Origin of the sequence: Rhizobium grahamii (genome assembly GCF_009498215.1) — a bacterium.
Classification (GTDB): Bacteria; Pseudomonadota; Alphaproteobacteria; order Rhizobiales; family Rhizobiaceae; genus Rhizobium; species Rhizobium grahamii_A.
The window spans coordinates 1,716,286-1,739,095 of the sequence record NZ_CP043499.1 but is presented as its reverse complement, the minus strand read 5'-3'; the positions used below and the strand labels follow the sequence as shown (position 1 = coordinate 1,739,095).

21 protein-coding genes are annotated in these 22,810 nt (G+C 58.8%); 5 read left to right on the top strand and 16 right to left on the bottom strand.

Going from position 1 to position 22,810, the window contains the following annotated elements; genetic code table 11:
• Window position 1 precedes the first annotated feature (1 nt).
• The 4 genes from FZ934_RS26690 to FZ934_RS26675 all read left to right on the top strand — a co-directional run bounded on the left by FZ934_RS26690 (window position 2) and on the right by FZ934_RS26675 (window position 3,992).
• Complete coding sequence (locus FZ934_RS26690; protein WP_153273785.1) at window positions 2–1,219, top strand: efflux RND transporter periplasmic adaptor subunit; 1,218 nt, start codon at window positions 2–4, stop codon at window positions 1,217–1,219.
• 3 nt (window positions 1,220–1,222) lie between these two features.
• On the top strand, window positions 1,223–3,166 hold the full coding sequence (locus tag FZ934_RS26685) for a MacB family efflux pump subunit (protein ID WP_153273784.1): 1,944 nt from the start codon (window positions 1,223–1,225) through the stop codon (window positions 3,164–3,166).
• Between the two features lie 199 nt (window positions 3,167–3,365).
• The gene (locus FZ934_RS26680) at window positions 3,366–3,551 is read left to right on the top strand and encodes a hypothetical protein (RefSeq protein WP_153273783.1); all 186 of its coding nucleotides are present in this window, start codon (window positions 3,366–3,368) and stop codon (window positions 3,549–3,551) included.
• 111 nt (window positions 3,552–3,662) lie between these two features.
• Window positions 3,663–3,992, top strand: coding sequence for a hypothetical protein (locus FZ934_RS26675; protein WP_153273782.1), 330 nt, complete (start codon window positions 3,663–3,665; stop codon window positions 3,990–3,992).
• 333 nt (window positions 3,993–4,325) lie between these two features.
• On the opposite strand, the gene repC is transcribed toward FZ934_RS26675, so the two are convergent.
• The 3 genes from repC to repA form a co-directional block, all read right to left on the bottom strand.
• Window positions 4,326–5,624 (bottom strand): plasmid replication protein RepC, encoded by a 1,299-nt coding sequence (repC, locus tag FZ934_RS26670; RefSeq protein WP_153273781.1) that lies wholly within the window; start codon window positions 5,622–5,624, stop codon window positions 4,326–4,328.
• A 157-nt stretch (window positions 5,625–5,781) separates the two neighbouring features.
• Window positions 5,782–6,759, bottom strand: coding sequence for a plasmid partitioning protein RepB (gene repB, locus FZ934_RS26665; RefSeq protein ID WP_153273780.1), 978 nt, complete (start codon window positions 6,757–6,759; stop codon window positions 5,782–5,784).
• A gap of 75 nt (window positions 6,760–6,834) precedes the next feature.
• A complete protein-coding gene (gene repA / locus FZ934_RS26660) occupies window positions 6,835–8,031 on the bottom strand; it encodes a plasmid partitioning protein RepA (protein ID WP_153273779.1) in 1,197 nt (398 codons plus the stop codon).
• Between the two features lie 590 nt (window positions 8,032–8,621).
• On the opposite strand from repA, the gene FZ934_RS26655 reads away from it, so the two are divergent.
• Window positions 8,622–9,206, top strand: coding sequence for a DedA family protein (locus tag FZ934_RS26655; protein ID WP_153273778.1), 585 nt, complete (start codon window positions 8,622–8,624; stop codon window positions 9,204–9,206).
• A gap of 1,156 nt (window positions 9,207–10,362) precedes the next feature.
• On the opposite strand, the gene FZ934_RS26650 is transcribed toward FZ934_RS26655, so the two are convergent.
• The 13 genes from FZ934_RS26650 to FZ934_RS26590 form a co-directional block, all read right to left on the bottom strand.
• Window positions 10,363–11,349, bottom strand: coding sequence for a beta-ketoacyl-ACP synthase III (locus FZ934_RS26650; protein WP_153273777.1), 987 nt, complete (start codon window positions 11,347–11,349; stop codon window positions 10,363–10,365).
• Entirely contained in the window at window positions 11,346–12,563 is a 1,218-nt protein-coding gene (locus FZ934_RS26645) for an adenosylmethionine--8-amino-7-oxononanoate transaminase (RefSeq protein WP_246737961.1), read from the bottom strand. The genes FZ934_RS26650 and FZ934_RS26645 overlap by 4 nt, the downstream gene beginning before the upstream one ends.
• Before the next feature lie 49 nt (window positions 12,564–12,612).
• The gene (gene bioD, locus FZ934_RS26640; protein ID WP_153273776.1) at window positions 12,613–13,251 is read right to left on the bottom strand and encodes a dethiobiotin synthase; all 639 of its coding nucleotides are present in this window, start codon (window positions 13,249–13,251) and stop codon (window positions 12,613–12,615) included.
• Entirely contained in the window at window positions 13,248–14,393 is a 1,146-nt protein-coding gene (locus FZ934_RS26635) for an 8-amino-7-oxononanoate synthase (RefSeq protein ID WP_153273775.1), read from the bottom strand. The genes bioD and FZ934_RS26635 overlap by 4 nt, the downstream gene beginning before the upstream one ends.
• A complete protein-coding gene (gene bioB, locus FZ934_RS26630; RefSeq protein WP_153274058.1) occupies window positions 14,393–15,382 on the bottom strand; it encodes a biotin synthase BioB in 990 nt (329 codons plus the stop codon). The genes FZ934_RS26635 and bioB overlap by 1 nt, the downstream gene beginning before the upstream one ends.
• Before the next feature lie 327 nt (window positions 15,383–15,709).
• Entirely contained in the window at window positions 15,710–16,897 is a 1,188-nt protein-coding gene (locus tag FZ934_RS26625; RefSeq protein WP_153273774.1) for a DUF3422 domain-containing protein, read from the bottom strand.
• A gap of 248 nt (window positions 16,898–17,145) precedes the next feature.
• Window positions 17,146–17,682, bottom strand: a complete 537-nt coding sequence (locus tag FZ934_RS26620) for an OmpA family protein (RefSeq protein WP_153274057.1) — start codon at window positions 17,680–17,682, stop codon at window positions 17,146–17,148.
• Window positions 17,683–17,696: 14 nt separating this feature from the next.
• Window positions 17,697–18,371 carry a L,D-transpeptidase gene (locus FZ934_RS26615; protein ID WP_153273773.1) on the bottom strand — a complete coding sequence of 225 codons (675 nt, stop codon included), beginning with the start codon at window positions 18,369–18,371 and terminating at the stop codon, window positions 17,697–17,699.
• Between the two features lie 262 nt (window positions 18,372–18,633).
• Entirely contained in the window at window positions 18,634–19,554 is a 921-nt protein-coding gene (locus FZ934_RS26610) for a homocysteine S-methyltransferase family protein (protein WP_153273772.1), read from the bottom strand.
• Window positions 19,555–19,614: 60 nt separating this feature from the next.
• Window positions 19,615–20,304: an ABC transporter permease gene (locus FZ934_RS26605; RefSeq protein WP_153273771.1), complete on the bottom strand. Its 690-nt coding sequence runs from the start codon at window positions 20,302–20,304 to the stop codon at window positions 19,615–19,617.
• Between the two features lie 9 nt (window positions 20,305–20,313).
• Window positions 20,314–21,039, bottom strand: a complete 726-nt coding sequence (locus FZ934_RS26600; protein ID WP_153273770.1) for an ABC transporter permease — start codon at window positions 21,037–21,039, stop codon at window positions 20,314–20,316.
• Window positions 21,040–21,051: 12 nt separating this feature from the next.
• Complete coding sequence (locus tag FZ934_RS26595; RefSeq protein WP_153273769.1) at window positions 21,052–21,825, bottom strand: transporter substrate-binding domain-containing protein; 774 nt, start codon at window positions 21,823–21,825, stop codon at window positions 21,052–21,054.
• A gap of 43 nt (window positions 21,826–21,868) precedes the next feature.
• Window positions 21,869–22,648, bottom strand: a complete 780-nt coding sequence (locus tag FZ934_RS26590) for an ABC transporter ATP-binding protein (protein WP_153273768.1) — start codon at window positions 22,646–22,648, stop codon at window positions 21,869–21,871.
• Window positions 22,649–22,810 lie beyond the last annotated feature (162 nt).

Below are 22,810 nucleotides of genomic sequence, written 5' to 3'. Positions count from 1 at the left end.
GATGAAACTGAAGACAAAGAGGTTTGGCGCCATCCTCACAGGCTGCGCCGCCCTGGCAATAGCAATCTTCGCCTGGCAACGCGCGCCTGCGCAAACGCAGGGGCTGCTGACTGCGGTGGCGTCTCGCGGAGACATCGAGCAAACAGTGCTTGCCACCGGAACATTCAAGCCGTCCAAACTTGTGGCTGTTGGCGCACAGGTTTCCGGCCGCATCACCCACCTCGCCGTCCGGCTTGGTGAAGAGATAACGCAGGGATCGCTGGTCGCGGAGATCGATTCGACGACACAGAAAAACGAGCTGAAGACAGCCGAAGCGTCTCTGGCCAACGTGGAGGCCCAGCGACAGGAAACGGAAGCGGAACTCGCCAATGCGGAAATAACGCTGGCTCGACAAAAGAACATCTATGCCAACCAGGCAGGCGCGAAAGCCGACCTCGACAGCGCCGAGACGTCAGTCAACAAGACGCGCGCGCAGATCGCCGCGCTCGATGCGCAGATCGTCGAAGCCGAAGTCGCCGTCGAGACTGCCAAGGCAAATCTCGGCTATACCCGCATTACTGCGCCGATGGACGGGACGGTGCTGGCGATCGTCAATCAGGAAGGGCAGACGGTCAACGCGACGCAGACGGCACCGACCATCATCGTTCTCGGCCAGCTTTCCACGATGACGGTGCGAGCAGAGATCTCGGAAGCCGACATTGTGAAGGTGGCGCCGGGACAGCAGGTCTATTTCTCGATCATGGGCGAGCCGGGAGTGCGCAACGAAGCAACGCTGCGCGCAATCGAGCCCGCACCTGAAAGCATCACCAGCGACAGCAGCGTTTCTTCGTCAACGACCAGCTCGAGCAGTTCCTCGTCATCGTCGTCGAGCTCGTCCGCGATCTACTACAACGGGATCTTCGATGTTCCCAATGCCGACGGTCACTTCCGGACATACATGTCCGCGGAAGTCCACATCGTTCTGGCGTCGAAGCGTGATGTCGTCACCATTCCGGCAGCGGCTCTGAAGACAGACAGCAAGGGCGGGTACACCGTCGAAACCGTGACATCTGACGGTAAGGTCTCAATAAGCCACATCCAGGTCGGCCTGGGCGACAACGTCAACGTCGAGGTTCTCTCCGGTCTCACGGAAGGCAGCACCGTCGTCATCGGCCAGGCGGCCAACACCGAGAAGACATCGAGCAGCGCCGGTGGACCGCCACCGCCCATGGGGCTTTAAAGGATGGCACCATTGATCGAACTTCGCGGCGTCACCCGGATCTATCCCTCCGGAGAAGAAAGCCTCACCGTCCTCAAGGACATCGACCTGACGATCGAACGCGGCGAGATGGTTGCGATCGTCGGCCCTTCGGGGTCCGGCAAGTCAACGCTGATGAATATTCTCGGCCTTCTCGACAGGTCGACAACCGGAAGCTATGCAATTGACGGGGAAGACGTCACGCTTCTCGACAACGACGCACGATCGAGACTGCGGCGCGAACATCTCGGCTTCATCTTCCAGCGCTACCAACTCCTCAGTGATCTGACTGCTCTTGCCAACGTCGAGATGCCGGCGATTTACGCTGGCCATTCACCGGCCGTCCGGCGCGATCGAGCAGAATCCCTCTTGCAGCGGCTCGGCATGGGTGCCCGCCTCAGCCATCGTCCCGGACAGCTATCCGGCGGCCAGCAGCAACGTGTGTCGATCGCCCGTGCCCTGATCAACGGCGGAGATATCATCCTCGCCGACGAGCCGACGGGCGCACTTGATCGCGACAGCGGAGAAGAGGTGCTGCGCATCCTCGCGGAGCTCCACCATGAGGGACGTACCGTTGTGATCGTCACGCACGACATGTCCGTCGCGTCCCGCGCCGACAGGATAATCGAGATTGCCGACGGTCGGATCGTTGCCGATCGACGGACGCGAGATCAAGAGACACAAAAAGCCTTGCCGAAGAAGCCGGCGAACGCGGCCGGGCTGCGCGTCGTCATCGATCAGCTTCTCGAGGCGACAACGATGGCACTTCGTTCGCTCGCAGCCCATCGATTGCGGACATTCCTGACGATGCTCGGCATCATCATCGGCATCGCCTCGGTGATCTGCGTTGTTGCCCTCGGAGAGGGCTCGCAGCGTCGCGTGCTTGAGAATATCAGCAGCCTTGGGACCAATACGCTTGAGGTGTTTCCAGGCAGCGGCTTTGGTGACACGAGATCCGGCCGCGTCAAAACACTTCGGGTCGCCGACGCAAAGGCGCTTTCCCAGTTGTCCTATGTCGCTGCGGTTACGCCGACCGTATCGACTTCAGGTACCGCGCGGTTTGGCGCGACCGAGGCCAATGCACTGATCAACGGCGTGGGTGCGCAGTATTTCTCAGCCAAAGGCTCGAAGCTGATTTCCGGTCGTTTCTTCGATGAGACGAGTGTTAGCGGCATGACCCAGGATGCAGTCATCGACACAAACGCGGCAAACGCTCTTTTCGATGATCCGATGCTGGCGGTGGGAAAAGTGGTTCTGTTAAACGCCGTTCCCGTCCGCATCATCGGTGTGATCAGCGCTCAACAAGGCGGATTTGGCGGAAGTGACAATCTGTCGTTCTTTTTGCCCTACACGAGCGTCCAGACACGATTTCTCGGTGACATGTCGTTGCGCAGCATTACGGTTAGAGTTGCCGACAACGCTGAGAGCGCCGTGGCCGAAACGGCGGTGGCCGATTTCCTCCAGCAACGTCACGGCAAGAAGGACTTCTTCATCCTCAACACCGATGACATCCGCAAGACGATCACGAGCACGGCGGGAACACTGACGCTGCTCGTTTCGGCAATTGCCGTGATTTCACTGGTCGTCGGAGGGATCGGGGTCATGAACATCATGCTCGTCTCGGTATCCGAGCGAATCTCGGAGATCGGTGTCCGCATGGCGGTCGGCGCAAGAAGACAGGACATTCTGCGCCAGTTCCTGATCGAAGCAGTTCTCGTTTGCCTGTTGGGCGGGATAGCAGGTGTCCTGACGGCGCTGGGCTTCGGCGTGGTCTTCAACAATCTCGCGTCTGGCTTTTCGCTCGTCTACTCGACGACCACGATTGCGCTCGCTGTGCTCTGCTCATGCCTCATCGGTCTGACATTCGGCTTTCTGCCTGCCCGCAACGCTTCGCGGCTTGATCCCGTCGCGGCACTGGCACGCGACTGACAATTCCGGCGTTCAGGTCGTGAGACCTAACGCTATCGGCAGCGCTTGCGGCAAACCGTGCCGCAGGCACTGAGTATACCGATGGCGGACTGCAGCGATTACAATTTCTTGCGAGATAGAAATCTTTTGAAACACAGCGGCCACGGGATGATCACGCTTCGTGCTTAGACCGATTCCATCCATCCGGAAAGGAGCTTCGATGCTTAGAACGAAAATGCTGGCGATGACCGTGTCGATATCATTCAGCCTCGCGACCACACCCGGGTTGGCCCATAACCTTGCCTCGCCAGATCAGAACCGCTCGGCGTCCAGAACGCTGTTCCTGAATGCGCTCGAGCTGCCCGCACTTCACGCGTTTATCTCACCACCAGTCCTTCGTGGCTGACGCTGGCTACCGCTTCCGTGCCCCCTCGCGGAAACGGTGATTGCCCGGCGTTGCCGTCAACGATGCCGGGCAATCGTACCCCTCTCCCCATTCACCTACGAGAGTACGACCATGAACGCTGTGCTTCACAAGCTGTCCGACCTTCGCGGACAAATCAAAACATGTGACGTGAAAACGGCAGGCACGCTACCACGGACGATGTACGGTCTCGTCACCGAGACGTTGGATCCACGTCTGCCATGTGTGTATGTCGTCGAGTGTCTTCCGGGGCTCTGCGTCGCGATGAACAATCTCCTGCGCGCGCTCGGCAGTTTCGGTCGTCATCCCCGTAATGCCGAGATGATCGAGGACGCACGGCGCGATATGCTTCGGATGCTTGATATCTTCAGTGACGAGGTGAACCTACTCTCGTTCGCCGTCGACGTTGCCGCCTCTGGTTAGTCGAAATGGTCCTGTGTTCGCCTTGCTGTAAGCAATGCCATCGAAATTAGGCTAACCACTCTTCGTCGATGACGGTACGCTCCGTACCTCATCCGAAGTTGCGGAAGTAATGTGCGGTTTGGTTTCCGTATGGAAAATTTACCGTTCATTTTCAACTAATTGAAATTCGACTACCTCGACCGTCGAGGCTGCGAATCAGCCCCGTATCGAGGACTTCAGCTGAGTGATCTCTTAGCATTTCGGTCTAATTTTCGCCAGATGGCACCGAAGGAGGCTGCATGTCATGCCGACGGTTTCTTTACTTCTTGCGAAAGCGCATTGCTCCACCCACCCCTATGAAACACGTTGGGACATGCCTACCCTTTCCCCGTTTATCGCCGGTGCGCGCAAGAGAGCCATTAGCATCGGACCGACCGAGAATTTTCCTTGCTGTGCACGCTTTGTCAGATCGCGGAGATAGCCTCCAGGTGAATTGATCGTTTCCGCCTTCTCAAGGAGGCAGGCGACGACGATAGCAAGGTTCTGTTGCCCCATGGCATTGCAGGCGTCGTTTCCGGCGGAGGGACTGATGCCAAGCATCGTACGAACAAGGCTGGTTGCTGAGACAAGGTCCGTCCAGCTCCGGATCATGCCCCTTGGTCCGTATGCTGCGATTTGAGGGCAAGCCTGCAGAACTTGGCCTAAGGCTAGCGATTTCACGGGTGGTGTGAGTTCTGTGGTTCCCGCTTGTGCCGGCAATTGGGTGAACGAGGCTTGATGCGGCGCTCCGGCCAATGATCTGCCGCCCCGTTCATCATTCCCAACTTCGCTGATGTTTTCCGAGTTACGTTCAAGTTCAAAATGGGATTCAGGATGTGAATCCTGTATGTGGCGCTCATTTTGAGACTCATTGGCGCGCATATCTTGTGCATTTACGTGTGTTTCCAATTGGTTGACCACAGCATTCCGCAGATCGTTCATCGCGACGAGAATGGCGTCCAGACGATTGGCATTGGCGACACGCGGGATTTGGCCGACGATGGTGTCAAACCGGGTTTGCAGCGTCTCCCAGTCGCCGGGAAGATTTTCATTAAGAGCAGTCGTAATCAGTTTGGCAACGTCACGGCGGCAAACCGTGAGCCTCTCCTTGCTCACACGCAGCAAGTACCGCTCGTGTGCAACATGCGCAGCGGTGGCCTCGATCTGTTCGGCTTTTGCAAGCAGCGGAGCCAGGCTGAAACCGTAAGCTTGATCGATCTCGCCTTCCCGGTCGCGACGGGCGTAGCGCTTTCCGTTTGGGCTGTCCTTTCGCAAGATCAGACCCGCTTCGATCAGCATGGCCAGATGGCGCCGCAGGGTGGATGGTGTCATCCCCCTCGCCCGCAGCGACAGCTGGTTGTTTGATGGAAACACCACAAGACCTGCCCCGGACGAAAGCTCATCCTTGGGGTAGAAGGAAAGCAGGGCGTCGAGAACCGTCAGGGCGCGATCTGTCACGCCAAGCGTCGTTCGAGCTTCGCACACCGAGCGAAAGAGTTTCCACTTATTACGGGTCACACCGGCAACGCTTGTCTCGGCCTGATGTTGATTTGCCAACATGCCAAGCGTCATCGGTCGCCGCCCGAAAGGCGTCGTTACATATGCGCTATCCATTTTTCTTCACCTACATAGAGGCAAAAGAAAATTGCTCACCGAAACGGTGCCAAAGACGCTTGACTGTGATTCGTGGAAATGCGATTCTCGATCTTGCTAGAAATCTGAGGAAGGCTTCCGCGACGGCAACGTTAAGGGGGCCTTTTTCTTTTGCGGGTTATTCTCCTTGGACCTTTCGGTTTCTGTACGCGCTGTAGAGATCAGCCAAACTCTCGGAAAGAAACTCCCCGAATCCGATGGCATCCTTCGCCTTTAGCGCAAGGGTAAATGTGCGGCCGTCGCTCTTGGCATCGGCAACGACTTGCTTGTCGTCGGACGACCATTTGCTGGTGTGAAGCGACCTCTGCTTTTCAGGACGTCCCGCAGCCTTGATATTACCGACGAGCACGTTGAACCGCTCGCCTGCGGGAAGCTGTAAGAACGCCTGCGATTGAACGAACTCGATTGCGGCATCGAGCTTCGCCGGCTTCTCCAGAAGCGTCTTCAGCTCATACCAGCGATCGCGGCCAATTCCCTTGGCCGCACCCATGGCATTGACGATCGCCGGCGGGAGGCTGGCGACGGACAGCATCTTGGAGAGCGTTGCCTTGTCCAGCGAAAGCGCGGACATGACCACGGCATAGTCGTTGTCGAAGTGGCGACGGGCAATCTCATTGGCGAACATCGCCTTCTCCAGGAAGGAGAGGTTCGAGCGCGCGGAGTTTTCCTGGCCTTGTGCAACGACGTGATCGACGTCGCTGACCTCTTTGACAACAGCCCGGATCTTGCGGCCAAGCGCCTTGGCGACCCTGAGACGACGATGGCCGAAAACGACCATGTACCGTCCGGAGGTCTTCGGGTGTGGTCGGACCAAGATCGGACTGTCCTGGCCACGATCACGGATCGCGTTCAGCAGTTCATCGAACTCAGCGTTGTCATCTTCCAGGCGGTCACGGATAAACGAGACTTCGATCAGGTCCGGATCGAGATCGACAACTGTCTCACCTTCCAATAGGCGATCGGCTCGATCGGCCATCTCGCCTATCGAGCTCAAGATCGACTTTGATGCGCCTCTCATGGCGTAATCAAGGACGTTTCTGGTGTTTTCAGCCGGTCCCTCGCTCATGACGTTTTCAAACGGGTTCTTACGAGCCATGAATCAAGCCTCCAGATACCTCTATCTTACTGAACAACCGTCGCTTTTCGGTCTTGTTGACGGCAGTCAACAACATCATGACCGTCCCCATGCCTTGTGAATCAGGCCCTGGATCTCGAAATTCACCGCATCCATGCAATCGATCGCTCGATCGTAGGTCTCGCGGGTGAAATTCGACCGGTCCAATTCGTAGAGAGTCCGCTTGGTGAGGCCGGCATCGGAAATGGCCGTCGTCTTCACCATCGGGCTCTTGAGGATCTCTTCGGCCAGCATCGACTGCATGAATCCGAGCATCTGCACCTGCGGCACATCTGAAGGTTCGAAACGTGTGATGAGATAACGCAGCCAGTCCATGCGCACGTTGGCGCCGGCCTTCTTGATCGTCTTGGTGATATTTCCAAGCATCAGCAGGAATTGCGACATCGACATCAGATCGAGCATCTGCGGATGCACAGTGATCAGAACCGAAGTCGCCGCCGTCATGGCGGTGAGCGTCAGATAGCCGAGCTGCGGAGGGCAGTCGACGATGACGACATCGTAGCGGCTATCGACATCCTCGAGAGCCTTGCCGAACCGCGTGTAGAAGCGTCGGCCTTCATTGCCGGCCTGCATCGCAAGCGGCGTGTCGTACTCGTATTCCTGCAACTCGAGATTTGCCGGGATGATATCGAGCCCCGGGAAATTGGTTGGCAGGATGACCTTCTCCAACGGCACGCGATCGTTGTCATAGCGGATCGCATCATAAAGAGACGGGTTCTTGTCGAGCTCCGGCTGGAAGCCGTGAAGCGCCGAAAAGGATGCCTGCGGATCGAGGTCGACGCCAAGCACGCGATGGCCGGTGAGTGCCAGATGCTGCGCGAGGTGTGCGGCGGTCGTCGTCTTGCCGGAACCGCCCTTGAAGTTGACGACGGCAATCACCTGCAGCTTATCGCCGGGCTTCCGGTGAGGCACATACTTTTTGGCTTCGCTCTTGCCCGTCTTGTCGAGGAAGAAACGCAGCTCGAGCATCTGCTCGGCCGTGTAGTACTTTCGGTTGCCGGACATTGTCGTCGGGGTAGGGCCCTTGCCGTCGAGGTAAAGGCGCTTGAGGTTGCTCGGCGTGATCCCCAGATAGTGGGCCACTTCGGCAACGGAAAATTGACGCAAGGTCTTCTTTGCGTTCGGAGGATAGTTCTCCAGACGCAGTTGATCGAGCTTGCGCGAGATCTCGGCGCCTTGGGCGAGGATCTTGTCATCGAACTCGAATGACGGAAGAGGATTAAACGCGTTCATTGTCTCCGGGACCATAATGGCGATAGAAAAGCCGAAATTGGCTAAATGGCGTCATTATTGCCGATTCTCTCCGGCTGACAAGGGCGTTGGAGGGAAGGCGGCCGGTATCTGACGGGCAGACCGATAGAACGCCGATTCTACTGACGCGAGAAATGGCGGTCGTTGTCTTTCCACACTTCAGTTGACGGCCGTCAACAGAGCGAAATTCGGCAATAAACTCCGGCATTTAGCCTCTGAACAGTGGGTACGTGGGCGGCGGAATGCCATCTGGCCACTGTTGGCGCCGATCCAGAGCTCGAAGCCGTCGAGAATCGCACTTATCCGGAAAATACAAAGCCTTAGCCGAATCGGACTCTGGACGACGGCCGTGTCAACGATTCGTTCATTGCTCTCCTTGCGCAGGGACGCGCTCGACGAGCGACAATTTGCCGGCAGCGGATTCCGCATTTGCCAACTTGGCGAGGAGCGATGTTTCATCCTAAATTGCGGTGATCGGACGAGGCTGAGTTCCACTCGTCCAGCCTGAACGTTGGCGCCGACGGTAACTGGCAGGGGCGAACACGTAGCCGCGTGCGAGGAGGTCGGAAAATTTGCTTGAGGACTATATCGCCCGCTACGGGGTGGCAGCCGTCTTTGTCGGTGCTGGCATAGAGGGAGAGACGGCAGCCTTCCTCGGAGGCATTCTCGCGCACCGGCATCTTCTCCCCTACTGGCAGATTGCGATTGCTGCGTGTCTGGGGTCGTTCGTCGCCGACCAGTTCTATTTCTTCGCCGGCCGTTTCGCGTCGCAATGGTCTCTCGTACAGAGGCTCATTCGTTCGCCCTTTCTGGAGCGTGCGACGCAGCTTCTCGAAGCTTATCCGACCAGTTTCATTCTGGCGTTTCGCTTTATCTACGGCGTTCGAACTGTCAGTCCCGTCGCGATCGGCCTGTCCAAAATCTCGGCAAGAAAGTTCGTCATCCTGAATGCGGTTGCGGCCGTCGTGTGGGGCGTGGGCATCACGGCGATCGGCTATCTTTTCGGAAATGTGGTTGAGGCGCTGTTCGGCCGCCTTCTGCTTCACACGCATCTGGTGATCGCATTGGCTGGCATCGCGGCAGTGCTCGCCGCTAGCATCTATGCCATTCGACCGAGGTTGTTTGGTCGGCGACGGGGGGCGGCCCGCAGCGAGTAAAGTGGCTCTTAGCAGTGCCGTTCGTGAGAGCGCGATCGCGGGGATGGAGTTTCGTCCAAATGCATCCGTTGGGGCACGGGGAGAGATACCATGTCAGTTCGACTTTGGATGGAGGCTCACGCTTTGTCGGCAGGCATCATTTCTCCCGTCACGGTTGGGGTACTCAAACGGGTGCCCGGTTCTGGTCTGCTGGGGCGGTGCCGATTGGCTTGCAAGTGGATCTTTGGCCGCCAACTCTTTGGTTCAGAGCATTAAGATGCTCTTCGCTGAGGGGCGGCGGCCAAACAGCTTTGCCGGAGGGGTGGCAGACGGGTGTGTGTCACCCCCAGCGTCGAGTATGGGTCGCACACGGCATCGCTTCGCCTCGATGGATGTAAAGTAGTGAGGCAGAAGCGTGTTCGCGTTGTTCTAGCTCTTGGGACATCGCAGCACAGGTGCCGCGGTCGATCGAACGGTTTCCAGCCGGATGGAGTTACGCGGAAGCGGCTCCCAAGACCTGATCAATGTCGCGCCGTTTCTCAACAAGCTCAGCTTTCGCAGGAGTCACGGTTTGCGTCCGAGGGCGATCTGGTCAGCTATGCGCGGCTTCCATGCCGCTTAGCTTTCGTGGGCAGTTTGATGGCGCGCTGCAACATGCCATTCATTGCTGTACTTTTCCGGCTTGGAAGCGTTGTCCGCGCGCCAACCGGGCTTCGGGCCGAAGCGGGGTCAATGCGCATGTCGGGATAAGGATCGTGAGAATGTGGATACTGGCTCGCAAAATGCCACGAGGCAGGTACCCGGTGCGGCCTGCGACGGAGGCCATGCTATCTGCGGAATCGCTGTAACCAGGTTGCGCCAACTGAAATGACTTGGCGACTTTGGCACAGGTTCGATTGTTGCGCCTGCCAGGCAGATAGCTATAGGGGGCTTACGGCTGTTCAGACATGGATACGTAATAAATGGCTATGTTTATTGCGTTGTTTAGTGGATGCGGAGAGGCGTGCGGGAACGGGCGATGCTGTAAGAGTCTAGTCTCGTTACGTATGGCCTTGAAACTCTCGTCAGTGAGTCTTTGTGTGGCTTTGGCATGGACGAAGACTGGCGGCTGCGAAACCCGCTAACCAATTTACTGAGACAACAAGCGGGGAGCCGCGCAAGATCGGGACAACCACAATTAGACGGCAAACGCGACGGCTCCTCCGCTAAGCCCGGCGCCGGCTGCGGTCATCATAAGCAACTGTCCGGAGGTCAGTGGCGTCTGCCGATGGGCAACCGACAGCGAAAGCGGGATCGTTGCGGCGGAGGAGTTGCCGAAGTCGCCAATAGTACTGACCATTCTGTCCTCGCTAATCTCGAGTTCGTGGCGGACTGCGTCGCAGAGACGGGCGTTGGCCTGATGGGGGACGAAGCATGCCACGTCTGACGCCGTTATTGCTGCCTCGATCATAGCCTGCCGCGACGTACGGCTCATGAGGTCGACTGCCCGGGTGAAAACCTCGCGTCCATCACGCATCGACATCAGCACCTGATCGACGGGCGTGTCCGGCGAAAACGGTAAGGTGCTGCCGCCGGCCGGGATTGTGATCAGATCATAGCCGCTTCCGTCCGCGGCAAGGGCAACGCCCTTCAGTCCACTCCGTCCGGTACGGCAGGGTGCCAGCACGACAGCGCCCGCGCCATCTGCGAAAAGCACCGCGCTGGCGCGCTCGTCGATGTTGATGCGACGGCTCAGGATGTTGGCTGCGACGACCAGCACAGGTCGGCCATGGGCCCGCACAAAACTGTCACCCAGCGTCAGCGCATAGAGAAAGCCGGAGCATGCCCCGGCAAGATCGATTGCTCCGGAATTTCCCAGTTTGAGTTTGTGCGCCAACAGGGGGGCGGACGGCGGGAGCAGATGATCGGGCGTCGAGGTGGCGAGCAACGTTAGCGCGATCTCGCTTCGCGCAATTCCGGCATCGTCAAGCGCCATGCCGCCGGCCTGTGCGGCAAGACTGGTGAGCGTGTCGCCTTCAATCGCCCAGTGGCGGGATCGGATACCGGTGCGCCTCTCGATCCAACCTTCTTCGAGCCCAAGGCGATCTTCGATCTCCCGGTTGGGGACGATGCGCGACGGCACGGCGTGGCCGAAGCCGGCAAGGCGCGAGGAAAGTGGCGTCACGACCGCTGCTCCTCGAGCACGAGCGAAGCGATTTCGTCGATCGCGTCGTAGGCGGCGGCGAGCTGTTCGGCGCTCGTGCAGTAAGGCGGCATCAGATAGATCACATTGCCGAGCGGGCGGATCAGTAATCCGCGCTCGCGGAAGAGTGCACGCAGGCGCGGCCCAACTTCAGCGAGATAGCCTCCCGCCGGCACGGCAAGATCGAGCGCGGCTATAGTGCCGCATTGCCTGACCGAGCTAAAGCGTGGATCCCCCGAGAAGCGGGGCAAATGTTGCTGGTGCTGTGCGGCAAGCTCGGAAATCCGGGCCATCACCGGCTCGTCGCGCCAGACTTCAAGGTTAGCGACGGCCGCCGCGCAAGCAATCGGGTTTGCCGTATACGAGCTCGAATGGAAGAACATCCTTCGCCGATCGCTGGAGTAGTGCGCAGCGAAGACGTCACTTGAACAGAGTGTGGCTGCAAGCGGCAGCGAGCCTCCGGTCAGCCCTTTCGACGTGCAGAGAATATCGGGGCTAACGCCGGCCTGTTCACACGCAAATCGGGTTCCGGTCCGCCCCCAACCGGTCATCACCTCATCGGCGATGAACAGGCACTCATAGCGGCTCGCGATCTCCCTCAGCGCCGTCAGCGTCGCGTGGCTGTAGAACTTCATGCCGCCGGCACCGAGAACAAGAGGTTCAATCAGGATTGCTGCGACCCTCCCCTGACGGCAGATGGCTTCGAATGCATCGAGGGTGTCCTGCTCACGGCCAGCCTCAGGGTAGGGAAGGCGGTCGACGGCAAAGAGCAGCGGCTCGAACGGCGCGTTGAAGACCCCGCGTTCTCCGGTGGACATGGTGCCGATCGTGTCGCCATGGTAGCCGTGCTCCATTACGACGATGCGGTCGCGTGCGATGCCGGTGTTGTGGAAGGTGCCAAGCGCCATCTTGATCGCAACCTCGACAGCCGTTGATCCGCTGTCCGAGTAGAAGACATGCCGCAATCCGGGAGGTGCAATATCGAGCAGCCCAGCTGCCAGCGTTTCGGCCGGCTCATGCGTAAATTCCGCGAAGATGATCTGATCATAGGATTCACTTGCCTCTTGGATCGCAGCCATGATCCTTGGGTGACGATGACCATGCGTAATTACCCACCACGACGAGATGGCATCGAAGAAACGATTGCCGTCCTCGTCGAACAGATAAGCGCCCTCCGTCGCGATGATCCGCTGCATCGGAGCCTCAACGGCATGTTGGGTGAAGGGATGCCAGACGGGCGAGGGATCACGAGCTCATCTCCATAAGGGACGCAACATCGAAGTTTTCGGAAAAGGCGCTGCGCAGAGCGTCCCGCGTCAAAGTCTCAAGGATCGGCAACCGCCCGAGTATCTTCACTTGCGCGATCGCGGCGATTATCGCCTGGCTTTCCTCGTTCTCGGCGCCGATGAAGGCAACGCCGGCTATCGGGATCGCACGGCTCCGAAGGGCTTCGACGGAAAGGAGAGTATGATTGATGGTGCCGAGCGCCGTTCGTGCACACAGGATGACCGGGATTTTCCACCGGGCGAAGACGTCGGCGAAAACGCTCTTCTCTGTGAGCGGAACAAGCAGCCCGCCAGCGCCCTCGATGACAAGTGGGCCAGCGCCACTCGGCGGTGTGAGGAGGGCAGTGTCGATTGCGACGCCGTCGATCCGCGCGGAAAGATGCGGAGAGGCAGGGGTGTTGAGGCGATAGGATTCCGGCAGGATATGATCCGCAGGCAATCCGCTCAATCTGGCAACCACCTCGCTGTCAGTCTCCTCTTCGAGACCTGATTGGACAGGCTTCCAGTATCTGGCGCCGAGCGCGCCGGCCAAACCGGCCGCGAAAATGGTCTTGCCTATGCCGGTATCCGTTCCGGATACCACGAAACGGAGGCTCATCTGCCGTGCTCCGTCATGGTGACTGCCAGGCAATCCAGCATTGCCATGATCTCCGACCAGTCGGCATTCAGCGTCACGGACAGCCGCAAACGCGCGGTACCTTCAGGAACTGTTGGCGGCCGTATCGCCCGGATGTCGAAACCATCAGCCTGAAGTGCCTGGGCTATTCGAACCGCTCGGGCGTTGTCGCCAATCAGGATCGGTTGGATTTGCGAGCGGCTTGGGGCGATGCCGAACTGACTTTCCAATCGAGCTCCGAGAAGAGCGACGAGGCGCTGCAGCGCTGCGCGACGCTCCGGCTCGTCTTTGACGATGCGCAGTGCTTCTCGCACGCCCGCCGCCATGAGGGGCGAGGGCGCCGTGGAATAGATGAAGGCGCGAGCCCGGTTGACCAGATAATCCGCAAGCACGCCGGGCGCGGCAAGCAAAGCACCGGAAACGCCCAGCGCCTTGCCGCAGGTGTGCAGCGCGATGACGTTCTCTCGGCCTTCAAGGTCTGCGGCAAGTCCTTTGCCGTCGTTGCCGAGGACACCGGTTGCATGCGCTTCATCGATCACGAGGAAGCCGTCATGGCGATCCGCAATATCGGCAAGCGCCGTCAATGGTGCCCTGTCTCCATCCATGGAATAGAGACTTTCGACGGCAAGCCAAGGGCGACCCCGACCGCCTTTCCTCCTCCAGCGCTGAATTGCATCATCGAATGAACCGGCGTCGTTATGCCCGGCGCCGACGGCGACCGCTTTGCTGCCGGTGATGCCCTCGTGAACGCTGGCGTGGATCAGCGCGTCGTGAACAATCAGGTCGTTCCGCTGCGGCAACGTCGAAAACAGGGCGGAATTGGCGGCATAGCCGCTGCCGAAATAGAGCACCCGTTCCGACCCGAAGAACTCGGCGGCTTCCTCCTCGAGGGTTTCGTGCTCCGGATGATTGCCGCGCAGAAGACGCGATCCGGCAGCCCCGACGGGCACCCCTCTTTTCATTGCAGACTGGACCGCATCCTTCAGACGAGGTGCGTTGGCGAGAGCAAGGAAGTCGTTGGAGGTGAAGTCCAGGCCCTGGCGCGGGGAGAGGGTGCGTAAACGCGCCTTGCGTTGCAGTCGGCCGAGTGTAGCCGCGTAGCTCGATAGAACTGATGATACCATCAGGCTTGCCCCAGCGGCATCGGAGAAAGGCCCAGTCGATGGAAGAGAGAGACGTCGTGGTCGTCTCCGGGATTATCGGCGGTCAGCAATGTGTCGCCGACGAAAATGGAATTGGCGCCAGCGAAGAAACAGAGCGCCTGCATTTCATCGCTCATCTCGGTGCGTCCGGCCGAAAGCCGCAGGTGCGACGTCGGCATCAGGATGCGGGCGAGCGCGATGGTCCGTACGAAATCGATCGGATCAACGGGTGCCGCGTTCGCGAGTTTGGAACCCGGTATGGCGATCAGCTGGTTGATCGGCACGCTCTCCGGCGGGACCGGCAGATTTGCCAATGTCAGCAGCATGGAAATGCGATCCTCAACGGTTTCGCCCATGCCAAGAATTCCGCCAGCGCAGACCTTGATGCCGGCCGCCCGGACCGTTTCGATCGTGTCGAGCCGATCTTCGAAGCTGCGCGTCGTGATGATTTCAGGATAGAAGCGCTCAGAGCTGTCGATGTTGTGATTGTAGTAGTCGAGCCCCGCCTGCGCGAGCTTACTGGCCTGGATCTCGCTCAGCATGCCGAGAGTCATGCAGCTTTCCATGCCGAGTGCCTTGACGCCTTCGACCATCGCGACGAGCGCGTCCATGTCGCGGTCCTTCGGACTCCGCCACGCCGCGCCCATGCAGTATCGGGTCGCGCCGGCATCCTTTGCGTTCTGTGCTTCCTCGATAACGGCCGAAACCTCTAGCAGCTTCGAGGCCTTGAGCCCGGTCGGATAGTGAGACGACTGGCTACAGTAGCCACAGTCCTCAGCGCATCCTCCGGTCTTGATCGACAACAATCGGCTCATCTGTACCGCATTCGGGTCAAAATGCTGGCGGTGAGTGCTCTGCGCGCGGAAGAGGAGATCGTTGAATGGAGTATTATAGATAATTTTCGCTTCTGATAACGAAAGGCGGGGTGTTGAGCTTTGGTAATTGAGCAAAATAGGCGCCTCTCCGTTGATCGCCCATTGATGGCGAGGTGTCAGATTCAAAATTATAGATAAAAATGCATATCGTTGATAAAATCGCAAGGGAGAAAAAGCGAGGCTGACCTTCAGGCTATGGCAGCGAGATCGGAGCTGTCCAAATTGCTAAGGCAATTGCACAGGCGGAGCCGGGTAGGCTGACGAAAACGACGTGATTGCCAACTGTTAGTCGGGTCACCAGGATTGCACCCTGCGGCAGGCAACGTGCGACGGGATCAAACGCGCCCATCGGCCTGCGATGGGTCACTTATCGACCAGCTTGGGCGCCCCTATCTCGAATTAGGCCTTGGCCTTTGTCCGGCCCTAGCCGTGTTCAAGCGCATGCTTGACCCGCAAAACGGTCAGGGCGACCGTTGCGATCACAATCGGAATGGAAACCAGCATAACCAGCGGACTGATGTGGTAGCCGGCATGGTCTATCGTCTCGAACACGACCTTCAGCAAACTCAGCAGATAATAGCTGATCGCGATGACCGAGAAACCTTCGACGGCCCGCTGGATCTTCACCTGTGTAGCCGCGCGATCGGCCATGGCCTGGATCTGGATCGTGTTCTGCAGCTCGATTTCCATCTGGATACGGGTCTGAAGGAGATCGACCAGATGTGTCGCGGCGCGCGATAGCTGGTCGAGTCGCAGTGCGGTCGCAGCGCAGGTGCGAACAGCAGGCTTGAAGCGGCGCGCAACGAAAACGCCGAAACGCTGAAATCCCGGTACGTGCGTTTCCCGTAGTTCCGTTATCCGTTCTTCGACGATTTGCGCATATGCGGCGGTCGCGCCAAAGCGGTTGCGCGTCTCGGCTGTTGCCGAGATCACCCGGGCCGAAAGCGCCGATATTTCGTCGAGAAGCGGCTTATGCTCCGAGGTCGGAATCGTCAGGTTGCGATCGCTAAGCTCGATCAATCTGGCGTCAAACTCGCTGAGGAGCGGCGCCAGCCGGCGTGCCTCCGGCAGCCCCATCAGGGCGATGGAGCGATAGGTTTCGATCTCCAGGATCCGTCGCACCATTCGTCCGAGCCTGTAGGCATTGAGGTCGTTGTTGAAGAGGGCGATCCTGCTTCCTTCTCCCGGTCGAACGCGAAAATCCGAGCAAACCACTGCTGCTCCGCCACCGATCGACGACGCGGCGGTTTCCTGAAAACCCAATTGCTTGAGGCTGGGGCCGAGTTCCGCCGGCGCGGCTCCGTTTACCAGCAGTCCAATTCGGCAGATAAGATCGGCCTCGGAGATTCCGTCAGTCCCGAGAGAGGATGTCGCCGACACCGGCCATTCGTGTGCGTCGGCGTCAAGCTGGACGACACGCGTGATCGTGACAAATTCGGTGTGTCGTTCGACTTGCGTGCGGATGTGGAGAGCGTCCGCGTCGGTCTTCAGTCTGTCGATGACGGGATCATTCTGGCCCCTGGACATGAACGCGAGATGTTCGACGAATGCCGGGCCGGCGAAGTAGATTGACGGTCGGGCGTGAAGCTCTGCGTTGAAGTCCTGGGACATTCGATCTTCCACGATTCTGCTGATATCGAGTTAGCCCACATAGCAACGGTACTCCGGTGTTGCCATCGAATTAATGCTGGTGGAAGGGCGACCTTTGGTCGCTTTGTCCCGCCCTTGGGCGCAATTCCCATTGCAAACGCGGGAGCGTTGCCGGCAGTTCAGGGCTTGTTGCACTGTAAGAGCGCCGAGAGTTGGCCGACTTGGCAACTCTCGGCTTCGCGCCCGAGGCATCTCAAAGACGAGCAACGTCAGATCGCATCGCGCTCCGTGCGGAGATTGGCAACAACGCGCCGGTTCTGCACCTTGCAGGAACGTTCGGCGCAGTCCCGCACGTCTCGGTCCTTGCCGTATCCCTTGGCCCACATGCGGCTGGTATCGACGCCCTTGGAGGCAAGGTAAGTCATGACGGCGTCGGCGCGCTTCTGGGATAGGGTTTCCATCTTCGACGCTGAGCCGGAATCGTCAGCAAAGCCCTGCAGTTTGATCAGCCAGGTCGGGTTCCTGGTGAGCCAGGCTGCTTGGCTGTCCAGCGTTGCCATCGCGACGGAATCCAGCGTGGCGGAGTCCTGCGAGAAATAGATCCGTCGTCCGACGTTGAGAATAAAGTCCTCCTCGCTGCCGGCTGCGACCTTCTCGAAACCGGGCGCCGGATCGTTGGTCTGCCCCGTCATCGGCGTCGCCACCGGCTCCTCGACCGAGGCGATCTCCTTCGTGGTGCAGGCGGAAAGCGCACCGACTAAGGCCAACGATAACAGCAATTTAGCGAAAGGGGTCCGGATGGGCATCTGCAGTGTATTGCTCATTCGACCGAAGTTCCTTCGCTAACCTGAGTGGTCTTGTCAGCCTGATCTGCAATATGTGGCAGAACCTGAACCGCCGTGCCGATGGGGCAACGTTGATAAAGGTCGATCGCATCTTCATTGAACATGCGGATACAGCCGCTCGAGGCATCCTTGCCGATGCTCTGCGGTTCCAGCGTGCCGTGGAAGCGATAGCCGGTGTCGACGCCATCACGGTGCAGGTACATGGCACGCGGGCCGAGTGGGTTCTTGGGCGAGCCGCCATCGACGGACTCGGGAAGCTCCGGATGGCGCTTTCGCATCTCCGGTGGTGGTGTCCACCGTGGCCAAAGCGATTTGCGGTCGATCGTCGCGCGACCGAACCATTTGAAGCCCTCACGGCCGACGCCAACGCCGTAGCGGATCGCCGTCTTGTTCTCCATGATCAGATAAAGGAAGTGATGCCTTGTATCGACAACCACTGTTCCGATCGGCTCGGTACTGAAATACTTGACGACCTGACGGTGCCATTGCTTGTCGATGACGGCGAAATTCGTCCTTCGAAAAGTCACGCCGTTGTCGACGGATGTGCCATCAAAATAGGATGCTGCCGAGGCTAGATCGGGCTTTGCTATCGCAGCGGCGCCAAGCGCCGCCAGCCCGCCATGCAAAAAACTCCTGCGTGTCCATACCATCGGCCATATCCCCCTAAGCCAAGAAAGCAACACGGCGCCAGTAAATCAGATTTTTTATCGTGTACAACAGGTAATTCTTATCCACACCGAGCGAGCAAAACGGTGTGCGGGAAATCGAAAAGGATTTCCTTGGCGGTTACTTTCAACCGCCGTCGCTTTACTCGGAATACGGCGTGCGGGCTGCAGCCGAGGCCAGAGTGGTTGTACGACGGCCGCCGCCGGGCGGCAGCTGCCGTTCCAATCCTCCATCGCCGAGGTTGGTTTAAAAGCCCTCGCGATGAACAAGAGCCTGCTTCAGCCGATGAATGTGTCCGGCGCCAATCCCGCAGCATCCGCCGACCATCGTGGCACCGGCATCGACCCAAGAGCAAGCGAAACGCGAATAGACATCGTCGTTCAGATCCTGTCTCGTCGTATGAAGGCTTTCGTTCGCGGCAGAGCCTCCCTGCTCTCCCTCGAAGGCGTTGGCGTAGACGCCGATCCGGAGGTCGGCCTTATCGCCCTTGGCAAGTTGAACCGACGTATCCACTGCCGCGCGCATGACTTCGGGCTTGCTGCAATTGAACAGCAGGGCTTCCGCCCCTGATGAGATGGCCCACCGGGCCGCATCCTCGACCGGTTCGCCGGACCGAAGCTTCGGAGACGCACCATCGGTTTGCACGGCATCATCGGCAAGCGTGAAGGAAATCCAGAAAGGCTTGCCCGTCCCGGCGACCGCTGTCCGAACAGCTTGGCCTTCATCAATCAGGCTGAGCGTCTCACCGAGCCAGACGTCGACGTAGGGATCGAGGTTCTCCACCAGGACCTTGAGATAGTCCTGTACCCGCTCAGGGTCGAAATTCTGCGGTTCATAGGAGCCGAAGATCGGCGGCAACGAACCAGCGACCAATATCTTGCGGTCCTTGCACGCGTCAGCCGCCTCGCGAGCAAGTTGGCCGGAACGTGCGATCAGCTCGGCACCCTCGGTGCGGAACCGCTCCTCGCCAATATGAAATGGGACGAGGGCGTAGCTGTTCGTAGTGATGACGTCGGAACCGGCGGCGATGAACTCGTCATGTACTTGGCGGACGATCTCCGGCGAATTGATGAGCGCCAACGCCGACCATTCCGGCTGCTTCAGCTCTGCTCCGAGGCGCAGAAGTTCGCGGCTCATTCCGCCATCGAGAATATAGAGTTTGCTCATGAAAAGGATCTCCAGAATAGTTTGGTCGTCGGAGAGTTGCGGCCTCTCCTTGACGCGGGATCAGCGTCGTACGGGCACCTGCGCCTCCAGGAAGCGAAAGGCGCGTGCGATAATGGCGGTGATGATGAGATAGAAGGCGGTCACGACGATCAGCGGCTCGTAGACGAGCAGCGTATCCTGGCGAACCTTGGTGGCGACGGCGTAGAGATCCATGACCGTGACGGTGAAGGCCAGGGGTGTTGCCTTCAACTGCATGACGATTTCGCCGCCGATCGTCGGCAACGCGATACGAATGGCGCGTGGCAACCAAATTCGCCGCGTCAGGGTAAATGGCCGCATGCCGAATGCCCGGCCTGCCTCCAGTTCGCCCTTGGGGACGGCGAGCAAGGCGCCGCGGAGTACTTCCGCTTCGTAAGCCGCGTAGTTCAGGGTGAAGCTGAGGGCCGCGAAGAAAAAACCTTCGCGCAAGATAGGCCATAGCAGGCTCTGCCGGATGCCGGGGATCATCGGCAGAAGAGAGCCGACGCCGTAATAGAGCAACCATAGCTGAATCAGCAGCGGCGTGCCGCGAAAGAAGGTGCAGTAGCCGCGGGCGAGGGATCGCAGGATCGGCCCGCCGCTGACCTGTGCGAAGGCAAGGCCGATTGCGATAACGAAGCCGAAGGTGACGGATATCACCAGCAAAGCCAGTGTCTGCCATGCGCCTGTCAGCAGGAGCGGCCAATATGAGCTTACCCATGAGAAAGTCATAACATCTCCTCAGGCAAGCTTCGGTTGGCCGCGGCGCACGCGATGCTCGATCGCCTTGAAGATGGCATTCGAAACAAGCGTGATCGCGAGATAGAGCAGGGCGGATGCGAGGAAAAAAACGAAGTAGTGCTTGGTGCTCGCGCCCGCGAGCCGTGTGGCGAGAGCGAGCTCCTGATAGCCGACGACGGCCACCAGAGCGCTGTCCTTCGTGATGGACATCCACAGATTGGCAAGGCCCGGCAGCGCATTCGGCAGCAGGGCTGGAAGGATGATTCGGCGAAAGCGCAAACGCGGACCCATTCCAAACGCTTTCGCGGCCTCGATCTGGCCAACCGGAATGGCGAGGATTGCCCCGCGCAAAACCTCTGTCATGTAAGCGCCTTGCACAAAGCCAAGAACGGCGATGGCAACGGCAAAGCCGTTCAGCTCGAAAGCGGGCAGGTTGAGCATCGCGAAGATGCGGTTGAGACCGTCCATTCCTGCGTAGTAAAGCCCGACGATCAGGATTAGCTCCGGAACCGCACGGATGGTTGTGGTATAAAGCTCCAGCAAAAGACGAAGCGGCCTGATGCCGGACAGCTTCCCAAGCGCTCCGCCGGTACCGAGGGCAAGCCCGATCAGGAAGGCCCCTCCGGATATGGCGAGCGTCGAGGCGGCTCCACTTAACAGCACCCCGCCCCATCCAGGCGGATAGGGGGAGAGCAGGTCCAGAATGCCTTGTTGGGAAGCCGCCATCGATCCGATCGCTTAGTTGGCGCCGTAGATGTCGAAATCGAAGTACTTCTTGGTGATTTCGTCGTATTTGCCGTTTGCGCGAACAGCTGCGATCGCGGTGTTGAGCTTTGTCTTGAGGTCGGTGTCTTCCTTGCGCAAGCCGCCCGCAACACCGGCACCGAGAACGTCCTTGTCGTCGGCCACATCACCCATCTTTGCGCAGCAGTCCAAACCGGCATCGCTCTTCAGGAAAGAGTCGAGCGCCAGTGAATCTCCAAAGACATAGTCGATACGACCGGCCAGGAGATCCTGAAAGGCCTCGTCGAGCGTTTGATAGGTCTTTTCGTCGGCTACGTTGGCGAAGTACTTCTTGTAGTATTCCGATTGGACTGTCGATACCTGGATGCCGATGGTCTTGCCCTTCACGTCGTCAGCCGTGGCGCCGGTCTTCTGGTCCTTGGGGCCGATCAGCGTGCTTGGAGTGTTGTAGTACTTGTCGGTAAAATCGATAACCTTCGAGCGCTCCGAGGTGTTGGCCATCGAAGACCAGATCACATCGAACTTCTTGCTCTGAAGTGCCGGAATGAGGCCGTCCCAGGAGAGTTCGACGACCGAGCATTCCTCTTTCATCTGCTCACAAACGGCGTTCATCATGTCGATTTCCCAGCCCTGCCATTTGCCGGAAGCATCCTTGGCGAAAAATGGCGGATAGGACTCGTTCATGATGCCAAAACGAACCTCGGCTTGTGCCGTCAAGGAAGAGAGGGTCAGTCCAAGCCCTGCAAGCAAAATCGAAAATAGTCTCATGGAAAGAATTCTCCTGGCAAAGTTGTGTGTGAATGAATGATGGTCAGGAATGTACCGTTCGCGTGAACTCCCGACAGCGTGAGCTGAGAGGAGCGTCAAAGATCTGTTGCGGAGGACCTTCCTCCTCGACACGTCCCTCATGCAGGAAGAGGACGTGGTTTGAGACGTCGCGAGCAAAGCGCATTTCGTGCGTGACCAGCAGCATGGTCCTACCCTCGTCAGCAAGGTCACGGATAACCTTGAGCACTTCCCCTACGAGTTCCGGATCGAGTGCTGACGTCGGCTCGTCGAAGAGCATGACTGCCGGGTCGATGCAGAGCGCGCGGGCGATCGCGGTTCTCTGCTGTTGGCCACCGGAAAGAAATGCCGGATAAGCATCGCGTTTGTCGTAAAGGCCGACCTTGGCGAGCAGCGCATCCGCTTTCTCTGTCGCCTCGCGGCGGGAGATGCCGAGAACATGCACTGGCGCCTCGATGACGTTTTCGAGAACCGTCATATGAGCCCAGAGATTGAAGCTCTGGAACACCATCCCCAGGCCGCTCCGAATCCGCTCGACCTGCCGCCAGCTCTTGGGCTGCATCTGGCCCTGGCGCGACCGCCTCAGCGCGACTTCCTCACCATTCACGATGACGCGGCCGCGATCAGGCATTTCAAGCAGGTTTATGCATCGCAGAAACGTGCTCTTGCCCGAGCCAGACGAGCCGATGATGGAAATCACGTCCCCTTGGTTGGCCGTGGTTGAAACGCCCTTGAGGACCTGGTGTGACCCGAAGCTCTTGTGGAGTTCTTCCACGCGAAGTGCTTGGGAGGACAGCTCTGCCATACGTAGTTCCGTTAGAAATAATTCGCGGAGAATATCGCGTGCTTGAGCGGATTTTGCGCGCACTTTTCGGCCAATTTGCCTATAAAATGCAAAAATGTGTTCTGCATGCATGTTTTGTGTGAGAACGAAGATGTCGCCGGCTGATGCCGGTCGTTATGGAGA